At 52.9% G+C, this 21,316-nt stretch carries 24 protein-coding genes and 2 pseudogenes; 16 read left to right on the plus strand and 10 right to left on the minus strand.

Features of this window, described 5'->3' with window-relative positions:
* Nucleotides 1-83: 83 nt before the first annotated feature.
* From PspTeo4_RS15050 to PspTeo4_RS15085, 8 genes and pseudogenes are all read left to right on the plus strand, one after another.
* Nucleotides 84-213, plus strand: a pseudogene (locus PspTeo4_RS15050) (transposase domain-containing protein); the annotation flags it as partial.
* Nucleotides 214-290: 77 nt separating this feature from the next.
* Nucleotides 291-590, plus strand: coding sequence for a hypothetical protein (locus tag PspTeo4_RS15055; protein WP_322364597.1), 300 nt, complete (start codon nucleotides 291-293; stop codon nucleotides 588-590).
* A gap of 448 nt (nucleotides 591-1,038) precedes the next feature.
* Nucleotides 1,039-1,200 (plus strand): hypothetical protein, encoded by a 162-nt coding sequence (locus PspTeo4_RS15060; RefSeq protein ID WP_163825640.1) that lies wholly within the window; start codon nucleotides 1,039-1,041, stop codon nucleotides 1,198-1,200.
* A gap of 853 nt (nucleotides 1,201-2,053) precedes the next feature.
* Nucleotides 2,054-2,206 carry a hypothetical protein gene (locus PspTeo4_RS15065; protein ID WP_322364598.1) on the plus strand — a complete coding sequence of 51 codons (153 nt, stop codon included), beginning with the start codon at nucleotides 2,054-2,056 and terminating at the stop codon, nucleotides 2,204-2,206.
* The gene (locus PspTeo4_RS15070; protein WP_322364599.1) at nucleotides 2,203-2,661 is read left to right on the plus strand and encodes a hypothetical protein; all 459 of its coding nucleotides are present in this window, start codon (nucleotides 2,203-2,205) and stop codon (nucleotides 2,659-2,661) included. The genes PspTeo4_RS15065 and PspTeo4_RS15070 overlap by 4 nt, the downstream gene beginning before the upstream one ends.
* Before the next feature lie 490 nt (nucleotides 2,662-3,151).
* Nucleotides 3,152-3,730: an HAD family hydrolase gene (locus PspTeo4_RS15075; RefSeq protein ID WP_322364600.1), complete on the plus strand. Its 579-nt coding sequence runs from the start codon at nucleotides 3,152-3,154 to the stop codon at nucleotides 3,728-3,730.
* A 220-nt stretch (nucleotides 3,731-3,950) separates the two neighbouring features.
* Nucleotides 3,951-4,121 carry a hypothetical protein gene (locus PspTeo4_RS15080; RefSeq protein ID WP_177410834.1) on the plus strand — a complete coding sequence of 57 codons (171 nt, stop codon included), beginning with the start codon at nucleotides 3,951-3,953 and terminating at the stop codon, nucleotides 4,119-4,121.
* A 93-nt stretch (nucleotides 4,122-4,214) separates the two neighbouring features.
* On the plus strand, nucleotides 4,215-4,571 hold the full coding sequence (locus PspTeo4_RS15085) for a hypothetical protein (protein WP_322364602.1): 357 nt from the start codon (nucleotides 4,215-4,217) through the stop codon (nucleotides 4,569-4,571).
* Nucleotides 4,572-4,721: 150 nt separating this feature from the next.
* Here the strand turns inward: PspTeo4_RS15085 and PspTeo4_RS15090 are convergent, their stop codons facing one another.
* From PspTeo4_RS15090 to PspTeo4_RS15105, 4 genes are read right to left on the minus strand one after another with little or no spacing between them, the layout of a single operon-like run.
* Nucleotides 4,722-5,804, minus strand: coding sequence for an ATP-dependent nuclease (locus PspTeo4_RS15090; protein WP_322364603.1), 1,083 nt, complete (start codon nucleotides 5,802-5,804; stop codon nucleotides 4,722-4,724).
* Entirely contained in the window at nucleotides 5,711-6,256 is a 546-nt protein-coding gene (locus PspTeo4_RS15095; protein ID WP_322364604.1) for a hypothetical protein, read from the minus strand. Before PspTeo4_RS15095 ends, PspTeo4_RS15090 begins: the two co-directional genes overlap by 94 nt.
* A complete protein-coding gene (locus tag PspTeo4_RS15100; protein ID WP_322364605.1) occupies nucleotides 6,231-6,449 on the minus strand; it encodes a hypothetical protein in 219 nt (72 codons plus the stop codon). Before PspTeo4_RS15100 ends, PspTeo4_RS15095 begins: the two co-directional genes overlap by 26 nt.
* 8 nt (nucleotides 6,450-6,457) lie before the next feature.
* Nucleotides 6,458-6,724, minus strand: coding sequence for an AAA family ATPase (locus PspTeo4_RS15105; protein ID WP_322364606.1), 267 nt, complete (start codon nucleotides 6,722-6,724; stop codon nucleotides 6,458-6,460).
* 230 nt (nucleotides 6,725-6,954) lie between these two features.
* Between PspTeo4_RS15105 and PspTeo4_RS15110 the strand changes: the two genes are divergently transcribed.
* The 3 genes from PspTeo4_RS15110 to PspTeo4_RS15120 are packed head-to-tail and all read left to right on the plus strand — an operon-like array spanning nucleotide 6,955 to nucleotide 9,765.
* Nucleotides 6,955-7,296, plus strand: a complete 342-nt coding sequence (locus tag PspTeo4_RS15110) for a hypothetical protein (RefSeq protein ID WP_322364607.1) — start codon at nucleotides 6,955-6,957, stop codon at nucleotides 7,294-7,296.
* Between the two features lie 4 nt (nucleotides 7,297-7,300).
* On the plus strand, nucleotides 7,301-8,509 hold the full coding sequence (locus tag PspTeo4_RS15115; protein ID WP_322364608.1) for a PfkB family carbohydrate kinase: 1,209 nt from the start codon (nucleotides 7,301-7,303) through the stop codon (nucleotides 8,507-8,509).
* Nucleotides 8,506-9,765 (plus strand): 7-cyano-7-deazaguanine synthase, encoded by a 1,260-nt coding sequence (locus tag PspTeo4_RS15120; RefSeq protein ID WP_322364609.1) that lies wholly within the window; start codon nucleotides 8,506-8,508, stop codon nucleotides 9,763-9,765. The genes PspTeo4_RS15115 and PspTeo4_RS15120 overlap by 4 nt, the downstream gene beginning before the upstream one ends.
* Nucleotides 9,766-9,925: 160 nt before the next feature.
* Here PspTeo4_RS15120 and PspTeo4_RS29925 read toward each other — a convergent pair whose 3' ends face one another.
* The 4 genes from PspTeo4_RS29925 to PspTeo4_RS15140 form a co-directional block, all read right to left on the minus strand.
* The gene (locus PspTeo4_RS29925; RefSeq protein ID WP_416196926.1) at nucleotides 9,926-10,240 is read right to left on the minus strand and encodes a hypothetical protein; all 315 of its coding nucleotides are present in this window, start codon (nucleotides 10,238-10,240) and stop codon (nucleotides 9,926-9,928) included.
* A gap of 357 nt (nucleotides 10,241-10,597) precedes the next feature.
* Nucleotides 10,598-11,173 (minus strand): DNA adenine methylase, encoded by a 576-nt coding sequence (locus PspTeo4_RS15130; RefSeq protein ID WP_322364611.1) that lies wholly within the window; start codon nucleotides 11,171-11,173, stop codon nucleotides 10,598-10,600.
* Nucleotides 11,174-12,099: 926 nt separating this feature from the next.
* Entirely contained in the window at nucleotides 12,100-12,573 is a 474-nt protein-coding gene (locus tag PspTeo4_RS15135) for a hypothetical protein (protein ID WP_322364612.1), read from the minus strand.
* A 156-nt stretch (nucleotides 12,574-12,729) separates the two neighbouring features.
* Complete coding sequence (locus PspTeo4_RS15140; protein ID WP_104444313.1) at nucleotides 12,730-12,954, minus strand: helix-turn-helix domain-containing protein; 225 nt, start codon at nucleotides 12,952-12,954, stop codon at nucleotides 12,730-12,732.
* Nucleotides 12,955-13,433: 479 nt separating this feature from the next.
* Here PspTeo4_RS15140 and PspTeo4_RS15145 point away from each other — a divergent pair, with 479 nt between their 5' ends.
* Nucleotides 13,434-15,089, plus strand: coding sequence for a HEPN domain-containing protein (locus tag PspTeo4_RS15145; protein ID WP_322364613.1), 1,656 nt, complete (start codon nucleotides 13,434-13,436; stop codon nucleotides 15,087-15,089).
* A gap of 408 nt (nucleotides 15,090-15,497) precedes the next feature.
* Nucleotides 15,498-15,884 (plus strand): hypothetical protein, encoded by a 387-nt coding sequence (locus PspTeo4_RS15150; RefSeq protein WP_322364614.1) that lies wholly within the window; start codon nucleotides 15,498-15,500, stop codon nucleotides 15,882-15,884.
* A 223-nt stretch (nucleotides 15,885-16,107) separates the two neighbouring features.
* On the opposite strand, the gene PspTeo4_RS15155 is transcribed toward PspTeo4_RS15150, so the two are convergent.
* Together PspTeo4_RS15155 and PspTeo4_RS15160 are read right to left on the minus strand one after the other, a co-directional pair.
* Nucleotides 16,108-16,605, minus strand: a complete 498-nt coding sequence (locus PspTeo4_RS15155; protein WP_322364615.1) for a hypothetical protein — start codon at nucleotides 16,603-16,605, stop codon at nucleotides 16,108-16,110.
* Between the two features lie 160 nt (nucleotides 16,606-16,765).
* Nucleotides 16,766-17,079 (minus strand): annotated as a pseudogene (locus PspTeo4_RS15160) (hypothetical protein).
* A 293-nt stretch (nucleotides 17,080-17,372) separates the two neighbouring features.
* Between PspTeo4_RS15160 and PspTeo4_RS15165 the strand changes: the two are divergent.
* The 3 genes from PspTeo4_RS15165 (at nucleotide 17,373) to PspTeo4_RS15180 (ending at nucleotide 21,311) form a co-directional block, all read left to right on the plus strand.
* Complete coding sequence (locus PspTeo4_RS15165; RefSeq protein ID WP_322364616.1) at nucleotides 17,373-17,672, plus strand: helix-turn-helix transcriptional regulator; 300 nt, start codon at nucleotides 17,373-17,375, stop codon at nucleotides 17,670-17,672.
* 979 nt (nucleotides 17,673-18,651) lie between these two features.
* Nucleotides 18,652-20,076 carry a site-specific integrase gene (locus PspTeo4_RS15175; protein WP_322364617.1) on the plus strand — a complete coding sequence of 475 codons (1,425 nt, stop codon included), beginning with the start codon at nucleotides 18,652-18,654 and terminating at the stop codon, nucleotides 20,074-20,076.
* Nucleotides 20,073-21,311, plus strand: coding sequence for a hypothetical protein (locus PspTeo4_RS15180; protein ID WP_322364618.1), 1,239 nt, complete (start codon nucleotides 20,073-20,075; stop codon nucleotides 21,309-21,311). The genes PspTeo4_RS15175 and PspTeo4_RS15180 overlap by 4 nt, the downstream gene beginning before the upstream one ends.
* The last annotated feature ends 5 nt before the right edge of the window (nucleotides 21,312-21,316 follow it).

Here is a 21,316-nt window from a genome sequence, read left to right on the forward strand (position 1 = left end):
GCGGCGGGTCGGTTCAGGCGGTGTGATCAGCACGCTGTAACCGCCGGCCATTAGGCCGGCCTGTTTGTCGTCGTTTCGCGCCTGCTCTGACACAATCGGCACGCATGAATGGGCATGATCCGTATGCCTATCTCAAAGATGTGCTGACGCGGCTGCCGACGCAGCGAGCCAGTGAAACGGACACCTGAGCCGCATCAGTGGGTGTTGGCCTGACTTACGCAAGGTGAGTTCAACGGACGCTTACACAGATACGGATCTTCAGCGAGCTCATCTTCAATCAGGAGTTCAGTATGGGACACCTCAGCCTGGAGGACGTCTACCCCGATGACGTTGATAAATATGGCCATATGCGTGTGGGAATGACCGACCTCTATGTCAAAGACAACCACGTCATCTATGGTGCGGTTACGCGTGGGGAATGCCGCGAGCTGACCAGCAGGTTGCTGCGTGACGCAGCGGTGCAGATGATCATAAGCGCTAGGCTTGCAGCGTTGCCCGAGGATTACGATCCTTGGATCAGCAGGATTGAGCGCAATCGCGCCTTACAGGCAAGGTATGGAGACAAATTCGATCCTTGGGACGATGACTAACAGCCCCATGATCGCCACCCCGTCACACGCCCAAGTCCCTAGCGAACAGGGCATCGCGGAGCGCAGGTGTCGCGCGGTTCTCATGGACGAGTCGGCGAAGCAGTGACTGGCTTAGATGCTCTCTGAGACGGGAGCGCAGTTCGATAAACGATTGTGATCCGCCAATGTTGCTTGTAGGCCACTGACGCGTTAACGCTTGCCGAAGAACCTGAAGAGCCTCGGCACCAATCGTACTTGGGTACAAGCGCTGCATCTCATCAAACCCGGCGCTGCGCTTATACCCAGCTAAGGTCTCGCTCAGCACCACGGCCAGGAGTCCCCGAAGACCCGCCACGCCTGTTCCCACAGCCGCTTTTCTACTTCATCCTGCAACGCCTACCCTCACCTATCACATCGCGCCGCGATCATCCCGCTGGCGGCCACCCTTGACTGCACAGGAAGGACGCAAATGCATATCGAATTTGATCTGAATGTGAACGACGCCGAAGCCCTACTGCGCCACTGCCAGACTCATGTGCCAGCAAGCGGAGATCCTCGCGAAGATGCCCGTTTGATGGACGCGTTGACCGCATTAGTGGAAGCGCTAATGACAGCTGACGCCCAATCATAATCAGAGCCATGGCGAGAGCCAAAGACACACCGATCGAAACCTCTGGTTTGCTCAGTGAGCACTAGGTTGCGCGCAGCCTTTTCATGAAGGCTACCTGTAAGGTGGCTGCAAACGTTCAACTGGCCGCTGGAAAGCTAGAGCGCGGGTGGTGATGAGGTCATTCAGTGGCACTCATTCTCGTTGTTGTCTGACATGGGAAAGATCCAAGGCGGAATAACCTTGGCCAAAAAATTTTGGCGACAGCATTGTGTTTTGTAACCAAAGCAAAAGCAGCGGCCTTTGGCCGAAGTGACGACCTCCTGCCAGCCCCTCCTTGCCTGGCGGCAAGGCTTGGAAGGGCTGAAAAGCCAAAGATCAAAAACCAAAACCAGCCTTGATACACCGTGGTTTGATCCAGCCGCAGGCGTGAGGCCAACACCGTTAGATTTTTTTTGTCCTCAAATATAGAACTCCGTCGCCTCAAAAAAATTTCAAGAGGGGGGGGGTGGGAAAAAATCCAAGTACCGTTCAAAAATGTCGACTCCATCACAAATTTACGGCCTGGGCACCGTTTTTTGTCCGACGCTGGCCGGTGTTCCCAGGCCTCATGCGAAGGCACATTGAGTGATACAGGCGATTGGCAACTCCCCTCTCGATCAAGCCAGACCGGACAGCGGGAGAGCTACTCAGGTTGCCACTGCTTACTGCCCAATGATCGCCATTTCTGTACCGATAACTTGGGGCTGCAGCAGCGCAGGTACTCCCATGACCAGGTCGTCAGACCTCGTTTGCAGCGACAAGACGACTAACTCGACACTGACGAACTGATATCGTTAGGATGACATCTTCGAATAGGTCATCAAGGAACGTTGCTGTGCCTAAACCCAAAAAACGCCAGCGTGAAAATCCGGGGTTTGAATCCACAATCTTGATTGACCCGAAAGATATTATCGAAAGTGCCTCAGCCTTCGGGGATGTAGCTATTTCCTTGTCCCTCCAATTAAATCCTATGGCGACCCAAGGTTGAATGTAGCTTTTACTAATGGTGCATTTGCACTAGAGCTGTACTTTAAATCCCAGCTTGTCGAAAGGATATTCGAGCCTGCCTTTATTGAAATGACTGCTGAAGGCGAGTCAGTCGTTACAGAAGAGCAGTATTTGAACGGCGCGCCGAACGTGGTGGTAATTCATCATAGCCGCCTTGAGGTCAAGGAAGGATTTAAATCTCATAAGCTGTCAGAACTTTATCAACACCTGAGCGAGGACACGCGAGCTCGCATCCTCACCGCAGTGTCAACTGAAACATCCAAAATACAAACGCAGGAAGACATGCAGGAGTTTCTTCAGACCATCAATGACTTTTTTGTGAATAAACGTTATCACTTTGAGGAATTCATCACCGGCGTTGAAAGTGACAAGAAGTACATTTACACCCTGGTGCCAGTCCTGAACGGTGTAAAATCAGCCCTTGCTGACACTTGAATTAATCGAAAAATATGTCTTCCGAAGAATATCCCGATACTGGATCAGCAACATCCAACTCAATCATCGGGGCAGTAGTCAGCGCTACAGATTTTGCGGCCCTTGAGAACAGTTTTGAGACACTCTGACTTGATCAGGATCGTCGGGATGATCAATGATTCGAGGCTCAAAGATTTGCTAGGCTTCGTCGCCATGGATAAACGTCGTCTATTCAGCTCAACGCGTATTCAAAGTGATCGTATGGCGTTTCTGGGTGCAGCGGTAACCAAGGATTTGGCAGGCATGCGAGCTCCGACATAAGATTGCCATCGCTCACCCTATCTGGCAGCCACCCTCAGCATGGTCGGGAGCCGTGCCCTACCCCATCGGTTCAGCGAGTCAAATCCTCCCTTAGATCAGCTGACTTTTTATTCCCTTAGCCCCGACGAGCACGCGACGCGTGGCTTGCAGAGTTCCGAAAGATCCGTGCCATACGCTTATGGAGTGCCGTATGGCAATCACCGCCGTCATCTTTGACGCCTTCGGCACCACCTTGCGGATCGGCACCCGCACCCACCCGTATCGCCAATTGCTACGTGAAGGTGCCATGCAAGGTCGCCGCCCGCTGCCCGGCGATTTGCACCACCTGATGAAAGCCAACATCAGCCTGCGTGAGGCAGCAGATACCTTGGGCATTTGGACGTCGCCGGCACGCATGGCTGAAATCGAGGGCGCATTGGCGCGCGAAATTGACTCCATCGCACTTTACCCTGAAACACTGGAAGCGATTAGCGAACTCCAGGGCCACGGCATCGCGATTGCTGTGTGCAGCAACCTGGCTGCCCCCTATGGGCCGGCAGTAAAGGCCCTGATGCCTAAGCACACGGCCTTCGCCCTGAGTTACGAGCTTGGAGTCACCAAACCGGATCCCTTTCTGTATATGAAGGCATGCCATGAGCTCGGCGTCATCCCTGGCAAGCCGGAGGAAGAAGCACCTCGGGTCGTAATGGTGGGCGATTCGCCGAAGTGCGACCGGGACGGCCTTTGGCGGTGGGGATCAGGGGTTTTCACCTTGATCGCAGGGGCATAGGGCCACTCCGGGATCTGCGGGAGTTCGTTACGCTCATCCTCCGCTCGCAAGGCCAAATTGGGCCGAGCTGATCCAGCCGATGACAAAGCATTGATCCCCCATGAGACATCGCCTAATCTGGGGCGACCAACGAATCGACGGCCAACGGCAGACAACCACCCGATCCTTTGGTGCGCCGTCATAGCATGGTGTATACTGGCCTCGTGAATCAGGAGGATTTATGACTGCTTTCCTCAAAAGCCTCATGGGCAAAAACGACCTGGTGTCGAAAGTCTTGAAACGCCGCAGCGCCAATAAAGCTGTGAGCGCGTTTGCGCGCGGTCTCAGTACAGAGAGCGCCGCCACCATCAACGCCCGGTTCGCAAAGGCCAAGCGTGTGGCCTCTCGATAAAGTGCGCAAGAAAGGCCCTCAAAAGCCGCCTCTCAAGCCCTTCCTGCCCGCCCCTCTCTCGACGATGATGCGTCGCAAGGAGGGCACAATGTCATGTACGAAAAGCTCGTCGACAACCCAGATGACATCGTGGGGCAGTTGGCGTACTGCATGTACAAGCAGAGCAAGCAGCAGTACTTGCAGCAATTCGCCTCCCGAAACAACCGACAGCCCACCGACGCGGAAGTCCGCAACCACGTGCATTGCGCTGAATTACCTTCGGTGGACATGTACAAAGACACTGCCAACAACCTCTTCAACGAGTACCTAGGACAAGCTGTCCAGGAAAAGCTCGATGAGATGGAAAAGCACTACAAGGCAGAGCTGTGGTTGTTCATCAAGCGGCACAAGCCCGAGACCTATGGTGAGCGTTTCTCCCATGGGCTCAAGGCCCTGTTGTTCGGGGTGTAGGCGGTGTCGTGGGAAACGCCCTGACCACCCTGCTCGTGATTATCTTCCTGTTCGGAGCCGCCTCCAGCGTGACCCGTGACGACTTCTCCAAAAGCTCGCGGGAGCGTTTGATCTCTGGCCTTGCAGAGACATTCGACGTCGGAATCACCATCAATGGCAACCCGAAGGGTGAACCGACCATTGAAGCGGCCTCCGTGACAACACCGGCCACACCGAGGCCCTGATCATCCTACGTCGCGGTCTACTGAACGCAACGTAGATGCCCCACTTCTTCACACTACTGTTGCGCGAACCTCTGTGCCAGGAATCTAAGCACGGCATGCAGGTTCTCCAGGCCTTGCGGTGAGAATATTTCCAGGCCTGTCTGCGCCTTGTAATAGTGCTCTGCCAAGAACAAGCCATATTGGTCTTTTTTCGGCGGACTGGATAATCCCATCTTCCGCTGGGCCAACTCAAAGCTTTCGGCCCCAATAGGGCTTCCAGGGCCATGGTGGCGTAGGAAGCATCGATGTCTGCGAGCGTAATGACGACGTCCTCAGGCAGCAGCCACTTTGCCCTATATCGATCGCGCGCCTCTCGCCCGGCTTTATCGTCATCCAACAGGACGATAAACTTCTCGCCTCGGCCCATCAGCAGGCTAATTAAATTGCCGGAGGAGGTTGAGCCTACGCCTGGGACGATATTGAAATTCAAAGCGCAGTCGCAACTGGTGGAGGCGGCCATTAACGCGTAGTAGTCCGAGATCCCTTCCACAATGACACAGGGCGAGGTGCCGACAATCTGGGGCACAACGTACTGGAGCCTCTCAATGACCGGCTGAAAGTGATGACTTCGACTTGGATAACTGTCTAAAAATTGCTTGTATTTGATAGCGGCAATTTTAGCTGGCAAGAACTCAAGGTCATACCCGTCCGCATCGTCATGCTTCGCGGCACGATTCTCTACAATGTATGCTCCAGCAAGCCACCTTGGATCTACCATATGATGACTGTGAGTAGAGTAGATAATCTTGTCGCCGTTCTCGATCATTTTCTCGAAGAACGTCAGCAACTCTACCTGGGCCCGAGCGTGCAGGTTGGCCGCAGGTTCGTCGAATACATAAATCGTTTTGCGCTTACTGCTCTCCAGCTTGAAACGCGTCAACAGCAAGAACGTGAAGAACCACCTGAACCCGATTGAGCGCTCACTGATCTTGTAGTCAGAATCGCCATTGCTGACCGCAAAAGACACCATGGCAGTAGGTCGGTCAGCCCCGTGACAGACCACTGCAACTCAACCCGCTTGGCGGTCGTCTCGCGCGAAAAGACCCGCCGCCAACCACCAATCACCTCGGTGGTCAGCGCTTGAGAAACTTTTTTAAAGACGGCATCGATCTGCCCTTTTTCATGGCTTCGATAGAACGTGTCGAGCCATTGGGGCCCATTTCTTTCGCGATACTGGGCGATGCGCTTGTTGATATGCTCGTCTACGTCATGCTCAGCGTAGGCAAAGATCTTCTCTACGATCTCTCGATAGTGCCGCTGCTCATAGCTCTCTCCCGCAAACGGTGCCAGCTCAATTTCTTCAGGCACGTTAATCAGAAACGTCGGGAAATACGCAACTGTGGGAACGCCCTCCACCACCAATTCGGCGATGAGTTCCCAAAGATTCTGTTGTGGATCATCCGGCTGCGCATAAAGGCTCAAAGCTTAATGCCCCTGGCATCCTGACGTTAAACTCCAACCCCAGGCTACCCGAGCTCTCACCTTTGGGGTCATTGGCGAAGCTGATTTCTTTAGCAATTCGAAACTTCTTGCGTAGAGCTTCGACATCAACCTCAAGCCCTGCAAGCTCAACAAGCTGCTTGATCGCCAACACTTCGGTGTCGTCCAGCTTCACCGTGGCGGCTACCGAAACCGTGCCCTTGAATGAGCCCTTCTGACTGGCAGGAATGAAGGTAAATTCTTCGTTGTTCTCGGGCTGAATGTATAAAGGCTCGAAACCGATTGGTCACTGCTCACAAATTGCGAAATCGCTTCAAGAATGGTCGTTTTACCACTCTCGTTCAATCCAATGAGCATAACGATCGGCGTGTCGCTTCGCCCTGAGAGCTCTATGCTCGTACTGACAATGCCCTTGTAGTTCTTAATCTCAAAATCGAGGATTTTCGACATCAGCAAACACTACCCTGTGTTAGCACGAACTGAGCCAGGCCAGCTTAAACGCTTAACTTGGCATGCATGAGCCCTACGGATCTTCAACCGCCCCGGTTACCTATTGGCAAATTGGATCTGGCAGGGTTAGAGTGCTGGCACTCTAGCATCAGTCAAACCGCTGTCAACAGCTCTTGGTTTGCAGGCAAGCTAGCGCTGCGTAGGTTCACATAGGGATATTGGGGAACGTAATGTCAGGTTCAGACGGCAAGCTATTCAGGGACTACACAGCGGGAGCTCCCACCGAGACGGCCTGTGACAGGCTCTACCTACAGACTCAGCTGGCATCTCCGAAGCACGAAGTCGTTGAGCAGATCACCGTCGGCGACATCCTCCAGATGACAGTAGGCCTTGCAGGCAGTGAGCTTTCAGCGCTTGCCGTCTGGAATGGTCATGTCGCAGGCGGCATTGCGTCCCCGAAAGCGATCCGGCTGATCACCTGCATCCAGAACGGCACGAACTATGTAGCAGTTGTCACGGCCAAAATTGGCGGGCAAGTGGCGCTCAAGATCTCACCGGTCAAGCAGGAGTGATGTGATGATCAGCATAGCCGGTGGTGTTTATTACGAGCAGTGCATGTGCCCCACGTGGCAGGAGCTATTTGGCTCGGGCGGGCGAGCCGCTACGGCGATCGCGCGCCTGGGAGGGACGGTCAGCCTCGCAACCTATACCGACGACGCGGCGGGGTCGGTGCTTCGCCTGAGAGCGGCGTTGGAGGGTTTCTCCCTGGAATCGCATGCCATTGATCGAAGTCTGCAATTCCGCTACACCCACGGATTGTCCAAGCCTTCAATCGACCCCATCCCGAAGAGCCAGCAAAGCCTGCAGGTCACGGCTAGGAATGTCGTGCGCTTCGGCTTTATGGAGGGTGACTGCATCGTCGACGCTTACCAGGCAGTTTACGACCCTCAAAGCTCAAGCAACCCGGCGCCGTTCCGCGAGAATGGCTCCAAAGCTGAGCGGTTGGCACTCATCCTGAACAGAAGCGAGGCGCAAGCGCTGCATGGCAGTAGCACCTTAAGCGCGGCTTATCTGGCGCGCGCCTTATCCCAGTCTCAGCATGCCGAAATCGTCATCATCAAGATGGGCCCAGCCGGTGCGCTCCTGTTCCATGAGGATCGCATCCACGCTATCCCCTCTTTCGTGACGCCAAAGGTCTGGAAGGTGGGCTCAGGTGACGTGTTCGTCGCTACCTTTGCGTATTTCTGGCTTGAGGAGGCGCTGACTCCACTGGAAGCGGCAACACTCGCATCAAGGGCTACCGCTTTCTATTGTGAATCGCAGGGCTTCGCTTCAAAAGCCGGACTCAGCACTTACACCCCAAGTGCAGCCAGCATGCCTAAAAAGTCGAGGGGCGGAAGAGCGCCCCTGGTATATCTGGCAGGCCCCTTCTTCTCGCTGTCCCAGCTTTGGCTCGTTGAAGAAGCGCGCGGCCAGCTTCTGGAGATGGGGCTGAACGTATTCTCCCCGGTACACGACGTGGGCCATGGGCCGGCAGAGGATGTCGTGCACAAGGATATTGAAGCCATTCACGCATGCGACCTGATGCTCGCGATAGGTGACGGCCTCGACGCTGGCACGATCTACGAGATTGGCTACGCACGAGCACTCAAGAAGCCCGTCATCATGTACGTGGAAAATGAGTCTGAGGAAGATCAAAAAATGATGGCCGGCTCAGGCTGCACCATCACGGACGATTTCGTGACAGCCATTTACCAAACCGCCTGGAAGGCAGCAGAACTATGAAGCGGGCTCTTCTCCTCTCAGGTGGCATGGACTCGCTCGCATTGGCGTGGTGGTTACGTCCCGAGATCGGTATCACCTTAAATTATGGACAACTGGCCGCAGAGGCTGAGATCTCCGCCTCCAGCACCGTCTGCAAGCAGCTGGGTATTGAGCATCACGTCCTCTCGATCGACTGCCGCTCCGTCGGCTCTGGTGATATGGCCGGGGGCAAAGCAGATGCTCACGCACCTGCCAGTGATTGGTGGCCCTACCGCAACCAGATGCTCGTCACGCTGGCGGCGATGAAGGCAATCGGCCTGGGCGTAAACAAGCTCTACCTGGGTACCGTGAAATCCGATGGATCTCACCGCGACGGCACCCCAGAGTTTGTGGCTGCCCTCAATCAGTTGATGGTCATCCAAGAGGGTGAGATGAGCATTGAAGCGCCTGCTATCGGATTGAGCACCACCGAGCTGGTGAAGACTGCTGGGGTTCCAGCTTCCATGTTGGCTTGGGCCCACAGCTGCCACAAATCCAACGTGCCTTGCGGAACTGCCGAGGTTGCTTCAAGTACTTTGAGGTCTGGCACGAGCTCGAACATGGACAGGATCAACCTCAGTAGCCCTACGGTAAGAGCTTCGCCGGGGCACTATCTGCCTTTCACCTGGCCCGAGGGCGACTTCCATTCGCTGCCCGACGTGGCGCATGTCGGCGACAAAGGCATCCTTGACCTCCTCGATCACAGGCGCACCCGGCGCAGCTTCAGTGCGCTGGATGAAGGGCAACTGGGCCAGTTACTGTGGCGCTGTGCGCGAACTCAGGGCATAGCCGAGTCGAACTACGGCTTCGACCTTGAACTGCGACCAGCGCCCTCTGCCGGCGCTATACACCCCATCCATATCCTGGTTCACCTTCCAGGAACGTTGAATTGGCGTCGCTATGACAGTCGCCGTCACGGCCTCATCGAACTACCGGGATCCGGCGAGGCCCTCGCAGAATTGGTCGCGCAGTGCCATATGACCCTACCTGCCGAGCAGGCCACACGCTTGCTTCTGGTGGCAGAAGCCGGGAAGACGGGAGCGAAATATGCGAATGGTGAGAGCCTGATCTGGCGAGACGCCGGAGCACTCCTGGCGATCATGGCAGTGATTGCTGAAGCCTTGGGCTATGCGTTCTGTCCGCTGGGCATCACGGGAGAACCTTGGGCCAGCCGAATTGCCCCTTCCGGCGTGCTAACGGGCGTGGGCGTTGCGCTGGTCGGTGGGCCGGCCACGTAGCACTAGGCAGCCTTTAGACCGGCCTGGCTCAATAGCGAGTGAACCACCGTCGAAGCGGACATCATCTGGTACCACATCAGGGCGTCGAGCTTAGAGGCACGAACGTCGAGCGCTTGGCTCAGCGCCAGAAACTCTGCTTCGAGCTGCAGGTAGTGGCGCTCTACGGTAAGTCCAGGGGAGAAAAAACCTGCCAGGCCCCGGCGCGCAGGATATGGATGTCCAAGATGGCAACGTCGTCTGCATCCAGCCAGTTGCGCGCAACCCAAGAGGCAGTCTTGTAGCCGATCCCCGGCAGCTCCAGCAACCAGTCCCGCAGAGCACGCCCAGAATGAAGAGGACGCCCCCAGAGCCAGGGCAGCCAGTGCCGCATGGAGGTAACGTGCCTTTTGCTTGGCAAAGCGATAGCGTACGGTGCGGGTACCGATGGTGAGCGGGATGGAGAGCCACGCTTGCAACTGCTCTTCACTGGGAACATCGGCCTCAAAGGCGCCGAGGTTTCTCAGGTGGGCGAATGCCGCGAGGCCTACGTTTGCCGGGATGCCATGACCGCCCAGCAGGCATGCACCGACCTCTTCGGCCAAGGTCTCACCCAATTTGTAGTTGAGCGGTTCGGGCTCTTGCTCGTTGGCCCAGACCTGGTAAGCCCAGTACGCCGGAGTTGGGAATGCCTCGATCAAGCCCCCATGAAACCCCAGGAAGCACTTCGCTCATGGCATCCGGGAAGTCGCGGCTATAGAGCTTGGAGTCTACGAACACCACTCCGTTTTGCATCACCGGGCCTCCTGTGCGGAGCCGTACGTCTGCGTGATCCAGTGCAGGAAATCGCTGCGCTCTACGGATCCATCGCCGCTACACGATCGCGAAGCCGGGATTGGCGCCGGGCAATGGTCTGCCGCTCGCGGAAGGTATCACCCAGATAACGGCTGTCGTGAAGCTCGTCAGGGGCAGCGTAGTTCATCCATACACATTCCTCCCTGACATCCGTATGCGTCTTGGCCATAAACGTTACCTTCCTCCATCCTTGGAGCGCTTCGTTGTAGAGAGCACTGTCGTAGCCGGAGATCATCACGTTGCACGGCACGTTGCTCAGCGTGGACAGCAATTGCTCGTGTTGGGCATGGTCATACTCGAACCGGTAAATCTTGGAGCGACGCCGCGTCTGAGCGAGATACGGAGGATCAGCATAGATCAGCTCGGTACCGTCGTAGTTGAAACTGCTTAGGTAGCCCGAAGCATCACCCTGAACGAGTTCAAGGCCTTCAACTGAATGACCCGCCCAGGCGCCATGGACGGCGGGATCGACGTCCACGCCAATATTGCGCGCCGCAGGTTTCTTGTGACGCAGGACAGCGCCCGCACCCAAGTGCGACTCGATGTAGGTCTGATGCGGAGGCATCAGGTTGATCAAGCGCTGATAGCACTTGCCTTTCCCGCCTGGATATCTCATTCACCCATCATCGTCAAAAGTGACGATGATGTCAATGAAGCGTCCTTGAGCCCTGGGCACGCCGCCACACAAGAAAGCAACCGCACAACCGAGGTGAGGAGTGAAACCGGTTACATCACATTCGATGATAACGACTACTTGGGGCGCAACTGGCCTGACAACTTTAAGCCTTATTACGTGGGCAACTCTGAATCATTGAGCTCAGGGGTGAGGGGGCGTCTCAGTCGACATAGCCGACAACGGGGGCAACATGAAAATCTCCCAGCGCATCCGGAACAATGAGCCCCTTTACTTCATTGCAGCTCATGGCAATGACCTGCAGCGCCGTACGAGGCGTTGTTCCTTTGCCTCAAAACGGACGTGCAATTTTCGGACAATGTTCGTAGCGAGATGGAAAGGAGCTCGAAGCGCGAATATGAAAAAGTTCGCGCGAACATGACCCAGTTCGAACGAGACTATTATGACAATCTTGACCATGATGGTCGGGACGGTTAAGCCTCGTAACAGCATATCCCGTACTACCAGGGCCAGATCAGGGTGGGGATTAAAACGCCGCTTTGAGCGTCGCAGCAAGACACTCCCCTTCCTGACAAACCCACTATTGCGCTCACGTTGTGTCACCGATCTGATCGCGCTATGCCACCGATCTGAATGAAGAGATAACGACTCACAGAGGTGAGGCCAGGATGCTTCAGCAGCATCATTGCCCTCCTCTCTCTTGAGCGACCACTTCGGTGTCAGAGGCTGTCCCAGGAGGGTAATGGGAAGCACTGAGCACCGTCACATACCATCAGAGCGCGCTAGCCCCCTGTCAGGCAACTTCTTCTGACCAACCTACTGAGCCGTAAGGGGAAGCGGGACGACTAGATGACGGTTGTCACTGGTACCTATCGCTCGCTGCGATCATTGACGGCGTTTCGAGGCAATAAGGGCATCGAAGGCCTCCTGTTCGAAAGCCCCTCCCGCTGTCTCGCGGCCAAGAAGTCTGCATCCAATCCCGCCGCATCAAAATACTCACGGGCATGTCGTACGATGGCCAGCCAAAGCTCATACGGGACTGCTGTGTTATCGCTATTCCGGTACCGAAAACTTGGGCGCTGGAGCAGCGCAGGCGCTCGCATGACCAGATCGTCACTTAACCGTTGGAAGATTTGAAAGGGTGTGTCGCTCATCCCAATTAAAGAAGGATGAGTGAGGCGGTTGATAGCTTGGATGGCTGAGTCAGAATCCACGGTGTGAAGGTCGGATAAATGTCGCACGTCGGACTCAAACGCTTCGCCCCCCATTGCCACTGCCAGACGTTCAATGACCTCAAGCTCAGCCAGGTTACGGCGCTCCAGAGAGATCACGGGCTTTTCCATCGTTGCTTCCATCCAGTTGATACGACGTCCATTCTGCAGGATATGCGCGATCCCGCAAAACACAATCAGACGTCTATCTCAGCTGGATACTCGAATCGCGCAAGCCAAACCAATGCCCGATGACGCTGTTGTACGAGCCTGTTTGAATGTTCTTGGTCACTCTGGCAGGTCTGCGTAGATCCGTATGCCAAGCTCGTTCAACACCTGCAGCACGCTTGCGAGAGCTACAGTGCCTTTGCCGGTCTCGATGTCTCTCAGCAGCACATGACTCTTGCCTAGTATGCTGGCAAGGTCTGTTTGTATGATCGACTGCTGTTTTCGTATTTTTCGAACTGCAGCGCCGAATTCTGCGGCGGTGCGGAGCTGTACAAGATTCGTCATGACAATGCACCCAAAAACTAAATTATAGTTTAGTTCATGGGAACAATGTAGTGCATCGTCAGGAAATCGAAACTGTAGCTTATTTTATTACAGCAGATGGGCACACTAGGCGGCGACTCTTGGCGTCATCAACCTAAGAAGCTAGCCCCCCTATCGCTGCGTCTAACTCTCTCACAGCGCCTCTGCACTCGAAGAGTACAAATGTACTCCACCCGAGGCTGGCGATACGCCAAGGCGCGTGCACTCGCCTATCGACACTGAACGCTGCCATCAGTGGCGCTGGAGTGACTGAAGCCCCATCGCCGCACACTGATAGTCATTGATAGACTGGAACTGCTCCTGCCACGAGCCGAAGTCTCTCAATCTCCATCTCTGACTCTCCAGCATCAAGCAGGCATCTAAACCTCCACCCTCCTAATCAAATACAATAATTACACTGACCTGTTGATCGATCGAGATTTTTTAACAAGGACTAAACAATGATACAAGCCCTAGACTTCTCTCACGAATTTGAATTCAATGTCGAAGTTTATCACGATGACCACGGGATCTTCGGCGAGGGGCGACTAACTTTTGGAGGAGGCCTAATCTGCATCCAACTGGAGCACAACTATGATCACAAGATCACTCACATAGCGCCTTCAACTCTGAAGGCGAGAGCAAAAGACAGGCAGCACTTCACCTTATTTAATTGCGAAATAGCAAATAGCCAGATCTATGCAAACTACATCGCATGCGGAGATATAAACTCTAAAGCAGACAGCCTCCAGGTTAAATACGCAGATATTTCAGACTGGTTCATGCATGGCCAATATCTAGATGGAAAGCTCGGTGAGAGTCTAACCTGGAAAAATCCAACACCCCAGCTATCGGTAGAAATCAAAACAAACGAAGAAGACTTCACCCTTAATACCGAAACATTCAGCAGTCTAGAAAGGCGCGGTGAAAACCATGTCATACATGAACACATCCGCTTTACATTTGAGCGACCTAGCGGCACGTTTGCAATCGAGGAGGTAAGAGATAAAGCATTCGAGCTATCGACTTTATTATCCATACTGACTGCGACGCCTGTATCCATCGAAAGTGTGTGGGGCAGATTTAACTCAAAATATTCCGTACCTATCTACTTTCCATCCTTTAAAAAAATCGGCAGTAGGTTTTCAAGCGGAGCTTACTGGCTAAGCTGTTTGGCGCTACGAGACCTTCTGGATGATAACTGGCAGTCGATATTCGAGCGGTTCTACGCCTCCCCTTATCGAAAATCGACATGGGTTCGTCTTGCAGGCATGCAGCGCTATGAGGGATTTTGGGAGTTCAAAATCCTTGGCTATGTTAGCCTGCTGGACGAGTACGTCAGCACTTCTGCAACTATCGCGAATTGCAAATCAACAAAGGCTGAGAGCAAGAAAGTAACAGAACTGAAAGAAAAAATAAAACAACTATCAAATCCATTAAACGAAGACCAGATTGAAGAAGTGCAATTATTGATTGATACGATTTTCTTAGCATCGCGAGACCTTACATTCCTGGAGAAATACGAACTCGCGAGAAGCAGCACAAACGAAGACATCCTTAAAGTCATCAACTTAACCGATAACGACTTCAGGCTCATCAAGCGAATCAGGGATAAAGTTGCACACGGTGTCACTCCTGACTTGCAGGACACATCCTATCAAGAACTTCATCTCATCATTGAAAAAATCGCACTACTAATAACTTACTGGGCGCACATCGACCTTGGCCTTTCACCTTCCGACTTTGCAACATTCTTAAAACGCACGCACAACCAACTCCAATTCAACCCAGCATTAGACAAAGCCCATCTCGACCGCATAACAAACTCGGCAGAGTTTATTAATGTACCTGAAGGTCTTTTTGAGAAATTTACCTCTGGCGAGTATTCAATCATCAACGCGTGCTTCACTGAGAACGCCGATAATGAGCTGAGATATTCCGCAGCGCACAAATCAATGTACGACAACTGGATTAATGATCATTCTCGAAGCAGCAACCGGGTAATTGATGCCTTCGGAGCCGACTCCGTGCGAGTGAGATCACTAGTGAGTTTGTATCTAGAGTGCGCTGACAAGCACATTCAATTACACATGGCCTATATCATTAAGGACGCGTGATGTGTCGAACCGAATTTATAGTTTACATGCGACTGGATTGACAAATATGGAAAATGCCAGTCTATGACTATCACTAACCCCAGGCTCATCGCGATAAATCTCATGAGGTTCGCCGCTCAAGCTCGGTTGTTTGCTGCACATGCCAAAGAAACGATAGCTGGTTCCAAGGGGCGCACCAGAAGGCCGGGGGATGTGCAACAATGGGACGCCGAGTCCCTCTCTTCACGTGGATCACCAATCGCTTTGAAACCCCTGAGGGCTCGCCAGGGCGTCGTGGGATCTTCCCCTACCGCCCTCTGATCTATGCATGGATTACGCAGCCTGGTTTTGTAGGGTCAAGCAGGGTTAGCCGTTGACCTGTATCCCTCTATCACCAGGAGCACATTTGTACTCCAACTGGAAATGCTCATGAACGACATCTGGCTGCGAGAAAGAGAAAGAAGAAAGGCGCTGTTGCAACTGGCTGACCTGATGCCTGGCGACCGAAGCGCACGCCCGATTCTGGAACGACTGGATGAGCTTGAACGACTCGATCGCGAAGAACCACTGAGCGAATGCCAACTTGACCTAACTCAGCTGGCTGAGCTGCCCAAGGAAGCTCATCCAGTGGGCTGCCGGATCGTCCGCGATCAGGATATCCCAGAACCCTGGAAGTCTCGATTCACTGTTGCGCTCGGGCCCGCTACTAGAGTTGAGGAAGGGTTTTATCTACAGGATTGGACTGACTTTCTCGACACCTGGGAGCGTGATCTTGCACACGTGGAGCAGCACCGCGAGGCGCTTGACGACGAGTAATGAGCATCGCTAGCCGTTTTCTTGGCAGCAGGGGCCATGGCAGACAGGTTCGGGTTCAAAGGCAAGAGGCGGAGATCCCGCCTGCTTGGCTGTGTTATGAGCATCGGATGTCCGCTCTGCTCCGCCCTTCCGGATTCCCGAGCTGATACTGATCCAGAATCTTGCCAAGGTCAGCGGCCTTCGAGGCCCCCTGGATCACCTGATGCACTACGTTGCGTGGCGATCAGCGAACTACAATTCCGTGTTGCGCAAAATCGCTCAAAAGGGTCTTACGACTCAGCATGGCGGGCAGCTTGAATATGTTCCTGTATCCGTACCAAAGCCCCATCGGGAGTAGCACTAACCCTATGCCAAACGTGGCAGTAGCAGCAATAATAGCTGCTGGAACTGAAGCAAGCGAAAATACTACACCTTTCAACACGGTTGATCTTGCAATCAAACGAATATCATCTAGGTCGTATTCGACTTTCCCGTTCTTGTTTTCAAAAGCCAAAACAACGATGGTCTTTTTTGAAATTCTTTTGAAATACCAAGTTCGTGGGACTTCAGTCGCCATAGCCCCGTGATTTTTTAGATACTTCGGAACAACCACCTCTTTAAAATAGAACGTGTTGCCTTGTGCATCTTCAAGCCTTACGCGATTATAAAGCGCATCAAGATCGCCAAGTGCTTGGACGTCATAATTTTTAATAATCACTGTTATCTTTTCGAGGTCAGCCATTTTTCGTCCTTAAGGCATTAGTTTTCGGCAGGCGCAGCTATTCACACGAACTTCAACGCAGCCTGAGGGAATGGTTCAGGCGGCACACATCTGGATAAGAGGCAAGGCCAACTCCTGTACCACCTTGCCCCGCCACGAGTGATGCTCTGGCCACAGGCAGTCACGAGCCCTGTTCGCTCGTGATCACGTAGTGATCTCCTTTGGCACTGCGCATGAGCTTGAAGCCCTCTCTCTCGGCGACGCATCGCAATGGAGGCGTAGCAACAGTCATACCGTTTGAGGACACCCCGATTGGTCGCCGTATACGAGCGCGACGTATCTCTCACCCACCCTGGCAGCACTGAATAGGTACGCGTCAATGTGTACCGACCAGTCGATGCTCTGGGCCAGAACGACCTCACAGGGCAAGCCTTGCCCGGCGCTCTGTTGACCCTTAGCTCCCTGGACGCTGCGCGCCCACTCACAAATAGACATCTACTTCGATCTCGACAATTGATAAACCACTGAGGGTGGAGAGCCAGCTGCACCGTTTTTCTACGATCGACAGATCGCCAAGACGCGATGCGATTTAGCAATTTATTGAGTGAACTCCTGCAGCCTCTGCCGGAGCCATGCCGCCTCCCCTCATCCCAAACGACGGCTTCGCCGGCTGCGTCAGTGGCGCTTCGGAGACTCATCCGCGAGTGCCCCAATCAGCGCAACCGATAGCCCTGGCTCAGCAATCGACAGTTTTATACATTATGCGATGTGTAACTGTACACGCCAACATGGCTACATCCTCGCTTTTTGAGGACGTCGCCTTGTTGAAGCAAGCGTTAGCCGCAGTCGTTCGAGCACTTCGGGAGAGCCTGGGCTTCACGCAGGAGAACCTCGCTCACGCAGCCTCCCGCACTTACCTGAGCAGGATCGAAAACGCCGACAGCAATCCGACGATCGAGAAGTTCGCAGAGCTGGCCGAGGCACTCGGCCTGTCCCTGTGTCGCTCATGGCGCTCGTTGTATCGACACGCGACGAGACCTCCGCCACCGATGTCCTCGCGATTGCGACCGAAGAATGGGGGCGCTTGAGCTCAAGGTCAGCTCTGACGACATCAAGGCTCACCTCGCCGGCATGACAATCCTGAAACGACCTCCAGCGCGACCAGCCGATGTCGTCAAGCTGCGAAAAGTACTTGAATGCAAAGACGCTGGTTTGAGTAAGGCCGAGACAGCTCGGCGGTTGGGGATAAGCCGTTCAACGGTGGGATTTCTGTGGGAGCGGTCAGCTCCTGCTGAAAGCTGAAAGCTGAAAGCTGAAGGCTGAAGGCTGACAGCTGACAGCTGACAGCGGGCCTAATTTGCCCATGAGCCTCGATACATTTGGAGAAATGGCGTTTGCTAGAAAGATCTTAGTAGGTTCGATACCCAACCTTAAGACCGATTGTTTTTCATGCGCACTTAAATTAGCGCCTCATAGTTCTGCTCTAAGCATAACCGGATCCTGGGCATAATCATCCGGTTAAGCTTTTTCCCAGTATCAACTTTTTGAATTCCGGGTTCGGTATGCGGGTCTGGCCAGGCTGCAGATGCCACTTAAGACAATACTCTGAACACATGCATCCATCATCGGCCAACTACCAGCGCCCGTACAGTAACGCTTACGATGATGGGCGATAGCGCGTCGATACCTGCCCCCTCTGATGGCGTTATCCACAGAAGCGGGCGACAGACACAGCACACCGCGCAGCCCCAACGCTCGCGTTGACCGCTTGCCTGCCATCGGGCAGCTAACCAGCATTGGAGGCGTTTTATCCATGTATTGTAAATCGACCTGAAATTTCGAACAGATCAAAATTCATAACAATCAGGTGAATGCCATGCACAGCAAGGCGTGCGAGGAAGCAATCGAAGAAATTCAATATAGCAATAAACAGCATTTAACCGGCGCATAAATTACGCGACGCACAAACATCATTTTATGTATATATTGACGATTCAAAAAAACTCTAGACGCCGTTGAAAAATCCGGATAGCCTCCAAACAAATCCCACTGCAAAGCCGACTAGTCTTGGACAGAAATGCATCCGCTCGCCCTAGAAAAAGTTCCGAAGCCCAAGTTACTAAGATCGAGAGATTCCAGGTTCTTACCCCAAACTATGGCACCCCTGACTCGGCAGCAACTTCGATCAGTTCCGATTTAAACCTGGAGCCCACCAACAACGAAATACTCTACAACTTCCCAGTATTGCTAGACAGCGAGGGTCAACCTTGGGATATTGCCAACCTTTATCTGATTCATAAATATCACTATACCCTCAATTACAACCACCGCACTTATGCATCCATCGCCGACCATCTTTTGGATTACCGAAGATTCTTGGATTCGGAAAACATAGACTACCTGCATTTTCCAAAACTAAAACAACTCAAAGCAACCTATCGATTCAAGAAGCATATTGAAGGCGAAATCGACTCAGGCCGAATGACGCTTGACACTGGAAAGAAAAGAATGAGCGGCATCCACCGCTTCTACAAAAATATTATTAAGTTCAAGCTAATCGACCCTGAACTTATAGTGGAGGCCCCTTACAAAGAGGTCATTAGATATATAGAAACCACCACAGATTTTGGCTTGAAGACGTTTATCACCGTCTCATCGTCAGACTTGGCTCTACAGGGATCCAAGCCTTTACCAGATCCTGACTTCATTTACGATGACGGCAAGACAAAGCCTCTAACCATGCATGAGCAGATGGTTTTGTTAAAGGCGCTCAAGAAGTGCGACCGGGCCTATCAGCTACTCTTCTACCTTGCGATTTTCACTGGTGCCCGATTGCAGACACTCAGCACTATCAGGATCTGCGATCTTAATAGGCAACTGGACTACGAAGGTAATCTCAGACTTCCAGTGGGTGCAGGGACTGGCATCGATACAAAGAAAAAGGCGCGCATGACAATCATAATCCCTGGATGGTTGGTAGATGACCTCAAGATTTATATCCGCTGCAGCATTGCGCAAGGAAGGCGCGAGTCTTCGTATTACGGAGATACCGATTCAAATTACATATTCCTTACCAGTAAAGGAACACCCTTCTATACAAGCAAACAGGAAATGAAAGAACGCCTCACGGCAGACCCGAACAGCTCAAATTTTGGCCAACCCTATTCACACACCGAGGGAGAAGCGGTTCGTCAGTTCCTGCAAACCCTTATTCGGGATATTCAAAAAGCATCTCCAGGCTTTGAAAGATTTAAGTTCCACGATCTGCGGGCGACTTTTGGCATGAACCTACTAGAAGACGAGCTTGATAGACCTGACCGCAAACCCATAACCGCGATTCTGGAACTAGTCCAGCAACGCATGGGACACCGCAATAAAGAGATTACACTCCAATACCTAAACTATAGGTCGAGAATCGAGTGGAAAAACCATGTGCGAGACCAATTCGAATCTAAGCTTTTTTCGCATGTTGTGCGGGGCCGTAGTGAATGAGCACCGCTAATGATCCAGTCTTACGGCCCAGGAACGTCACGATCATCGATCTCTCGGACGTTACTACTACCATTCTGATCCCTGACTCGGTAGTTTTCCAACATGTACATAGAACAAATTTTGTTGTACACAACTTAGATGTATCGTCATTCTGCTATAAGAAGCGTGCGCACGGCTCTAGCGGTCAAATCGGCGACAAGGTCGATCCAAATAGTCTGGATATCCACCGACTTAAGATCGCTCGCATAATCATCGAATTCATTCGAGGCCAAAATCTAGAAACCGCAAAGAAACATCGGCACTGGTTCAATCTTTTCTTCGCCTGGATTGACGCCAACTACGTCAACATAAGCCTCGATGATATAAATGACTTGAAGATGGCATACATAGGCTATACAACTCATTTAATTCAAAGAACACAGGCTACGCCCAAGAGCGGCAACCGCATCACAGCAACTGTGGCGACGAACCAGCAGAAAGCTGTGGCCAAACTTATCTCAATCATAACAGGGGAAGAACTGCGCATAATAAAATCATGGGCCACCAAATTAAACAAAAGCAAGCCAGGCATTGTAAAATCCGACAAACCTTCTTCAGATGAGCAAGATATCTGTTTCGCCGCACACATAAATTTCTTAGACGAAGTTCACCGGGTCATTGTGAATAATGAGCCCTACCCCCTCATGCTGACCCCAGCGCTGGGAGAACCATATTACCTTCATGACGAAATCGGTTATCGAAAAACTCCCAACGTGCAATTGATGTATGAAGAGCTGAGGAAGTGCCCGACTCTCCCGCCGTTGGATGTGTTGACCTCAGCCAGCGTCGATCTTTCTCGACTTAGTGACCGAGACAAAGCACTTGCCTATTCAGCTCTGAAAAAGAAGGTAACCGACTCAAATTCCGCGAACCGAAACTTATACCGTTCAAGAAACCTTGTAATCATGGCGATGGTTGCGGGCTTCACCAGTTTGATTGCAGCAACTGGCAGCAACTCGTCTGTTATTGCAGAAGTTGAGCCAACAGACTTCAAACCGCTTCCAACCTCCAAAGGCATGCGCATGCTGGGTATAAAAGGCCGGGCGAACGGAAAGGCGGTATCTCCCGAATTCGGCGCCAGGTACAGCAGCACCTACAACAAAATTCTGGAATTGCGTCGTTGGCTTTTGGGCTCTGATGAATCCCTCTCCTTTTTCCATTCCCTAAGCGAGACGGTAGATACTCCACCATCCTAGCCGCC

The sequence above is a fragment of the Pseudomonas sp. Teo4 genome, assembly GCF_034387475.1.
Taxonomy (GTDB): Bacteria; Pseudomonadota; Gammaproteobacteria; order Pseudomonadales; family Pseudomonadaceae; genus Aquipseudomonas.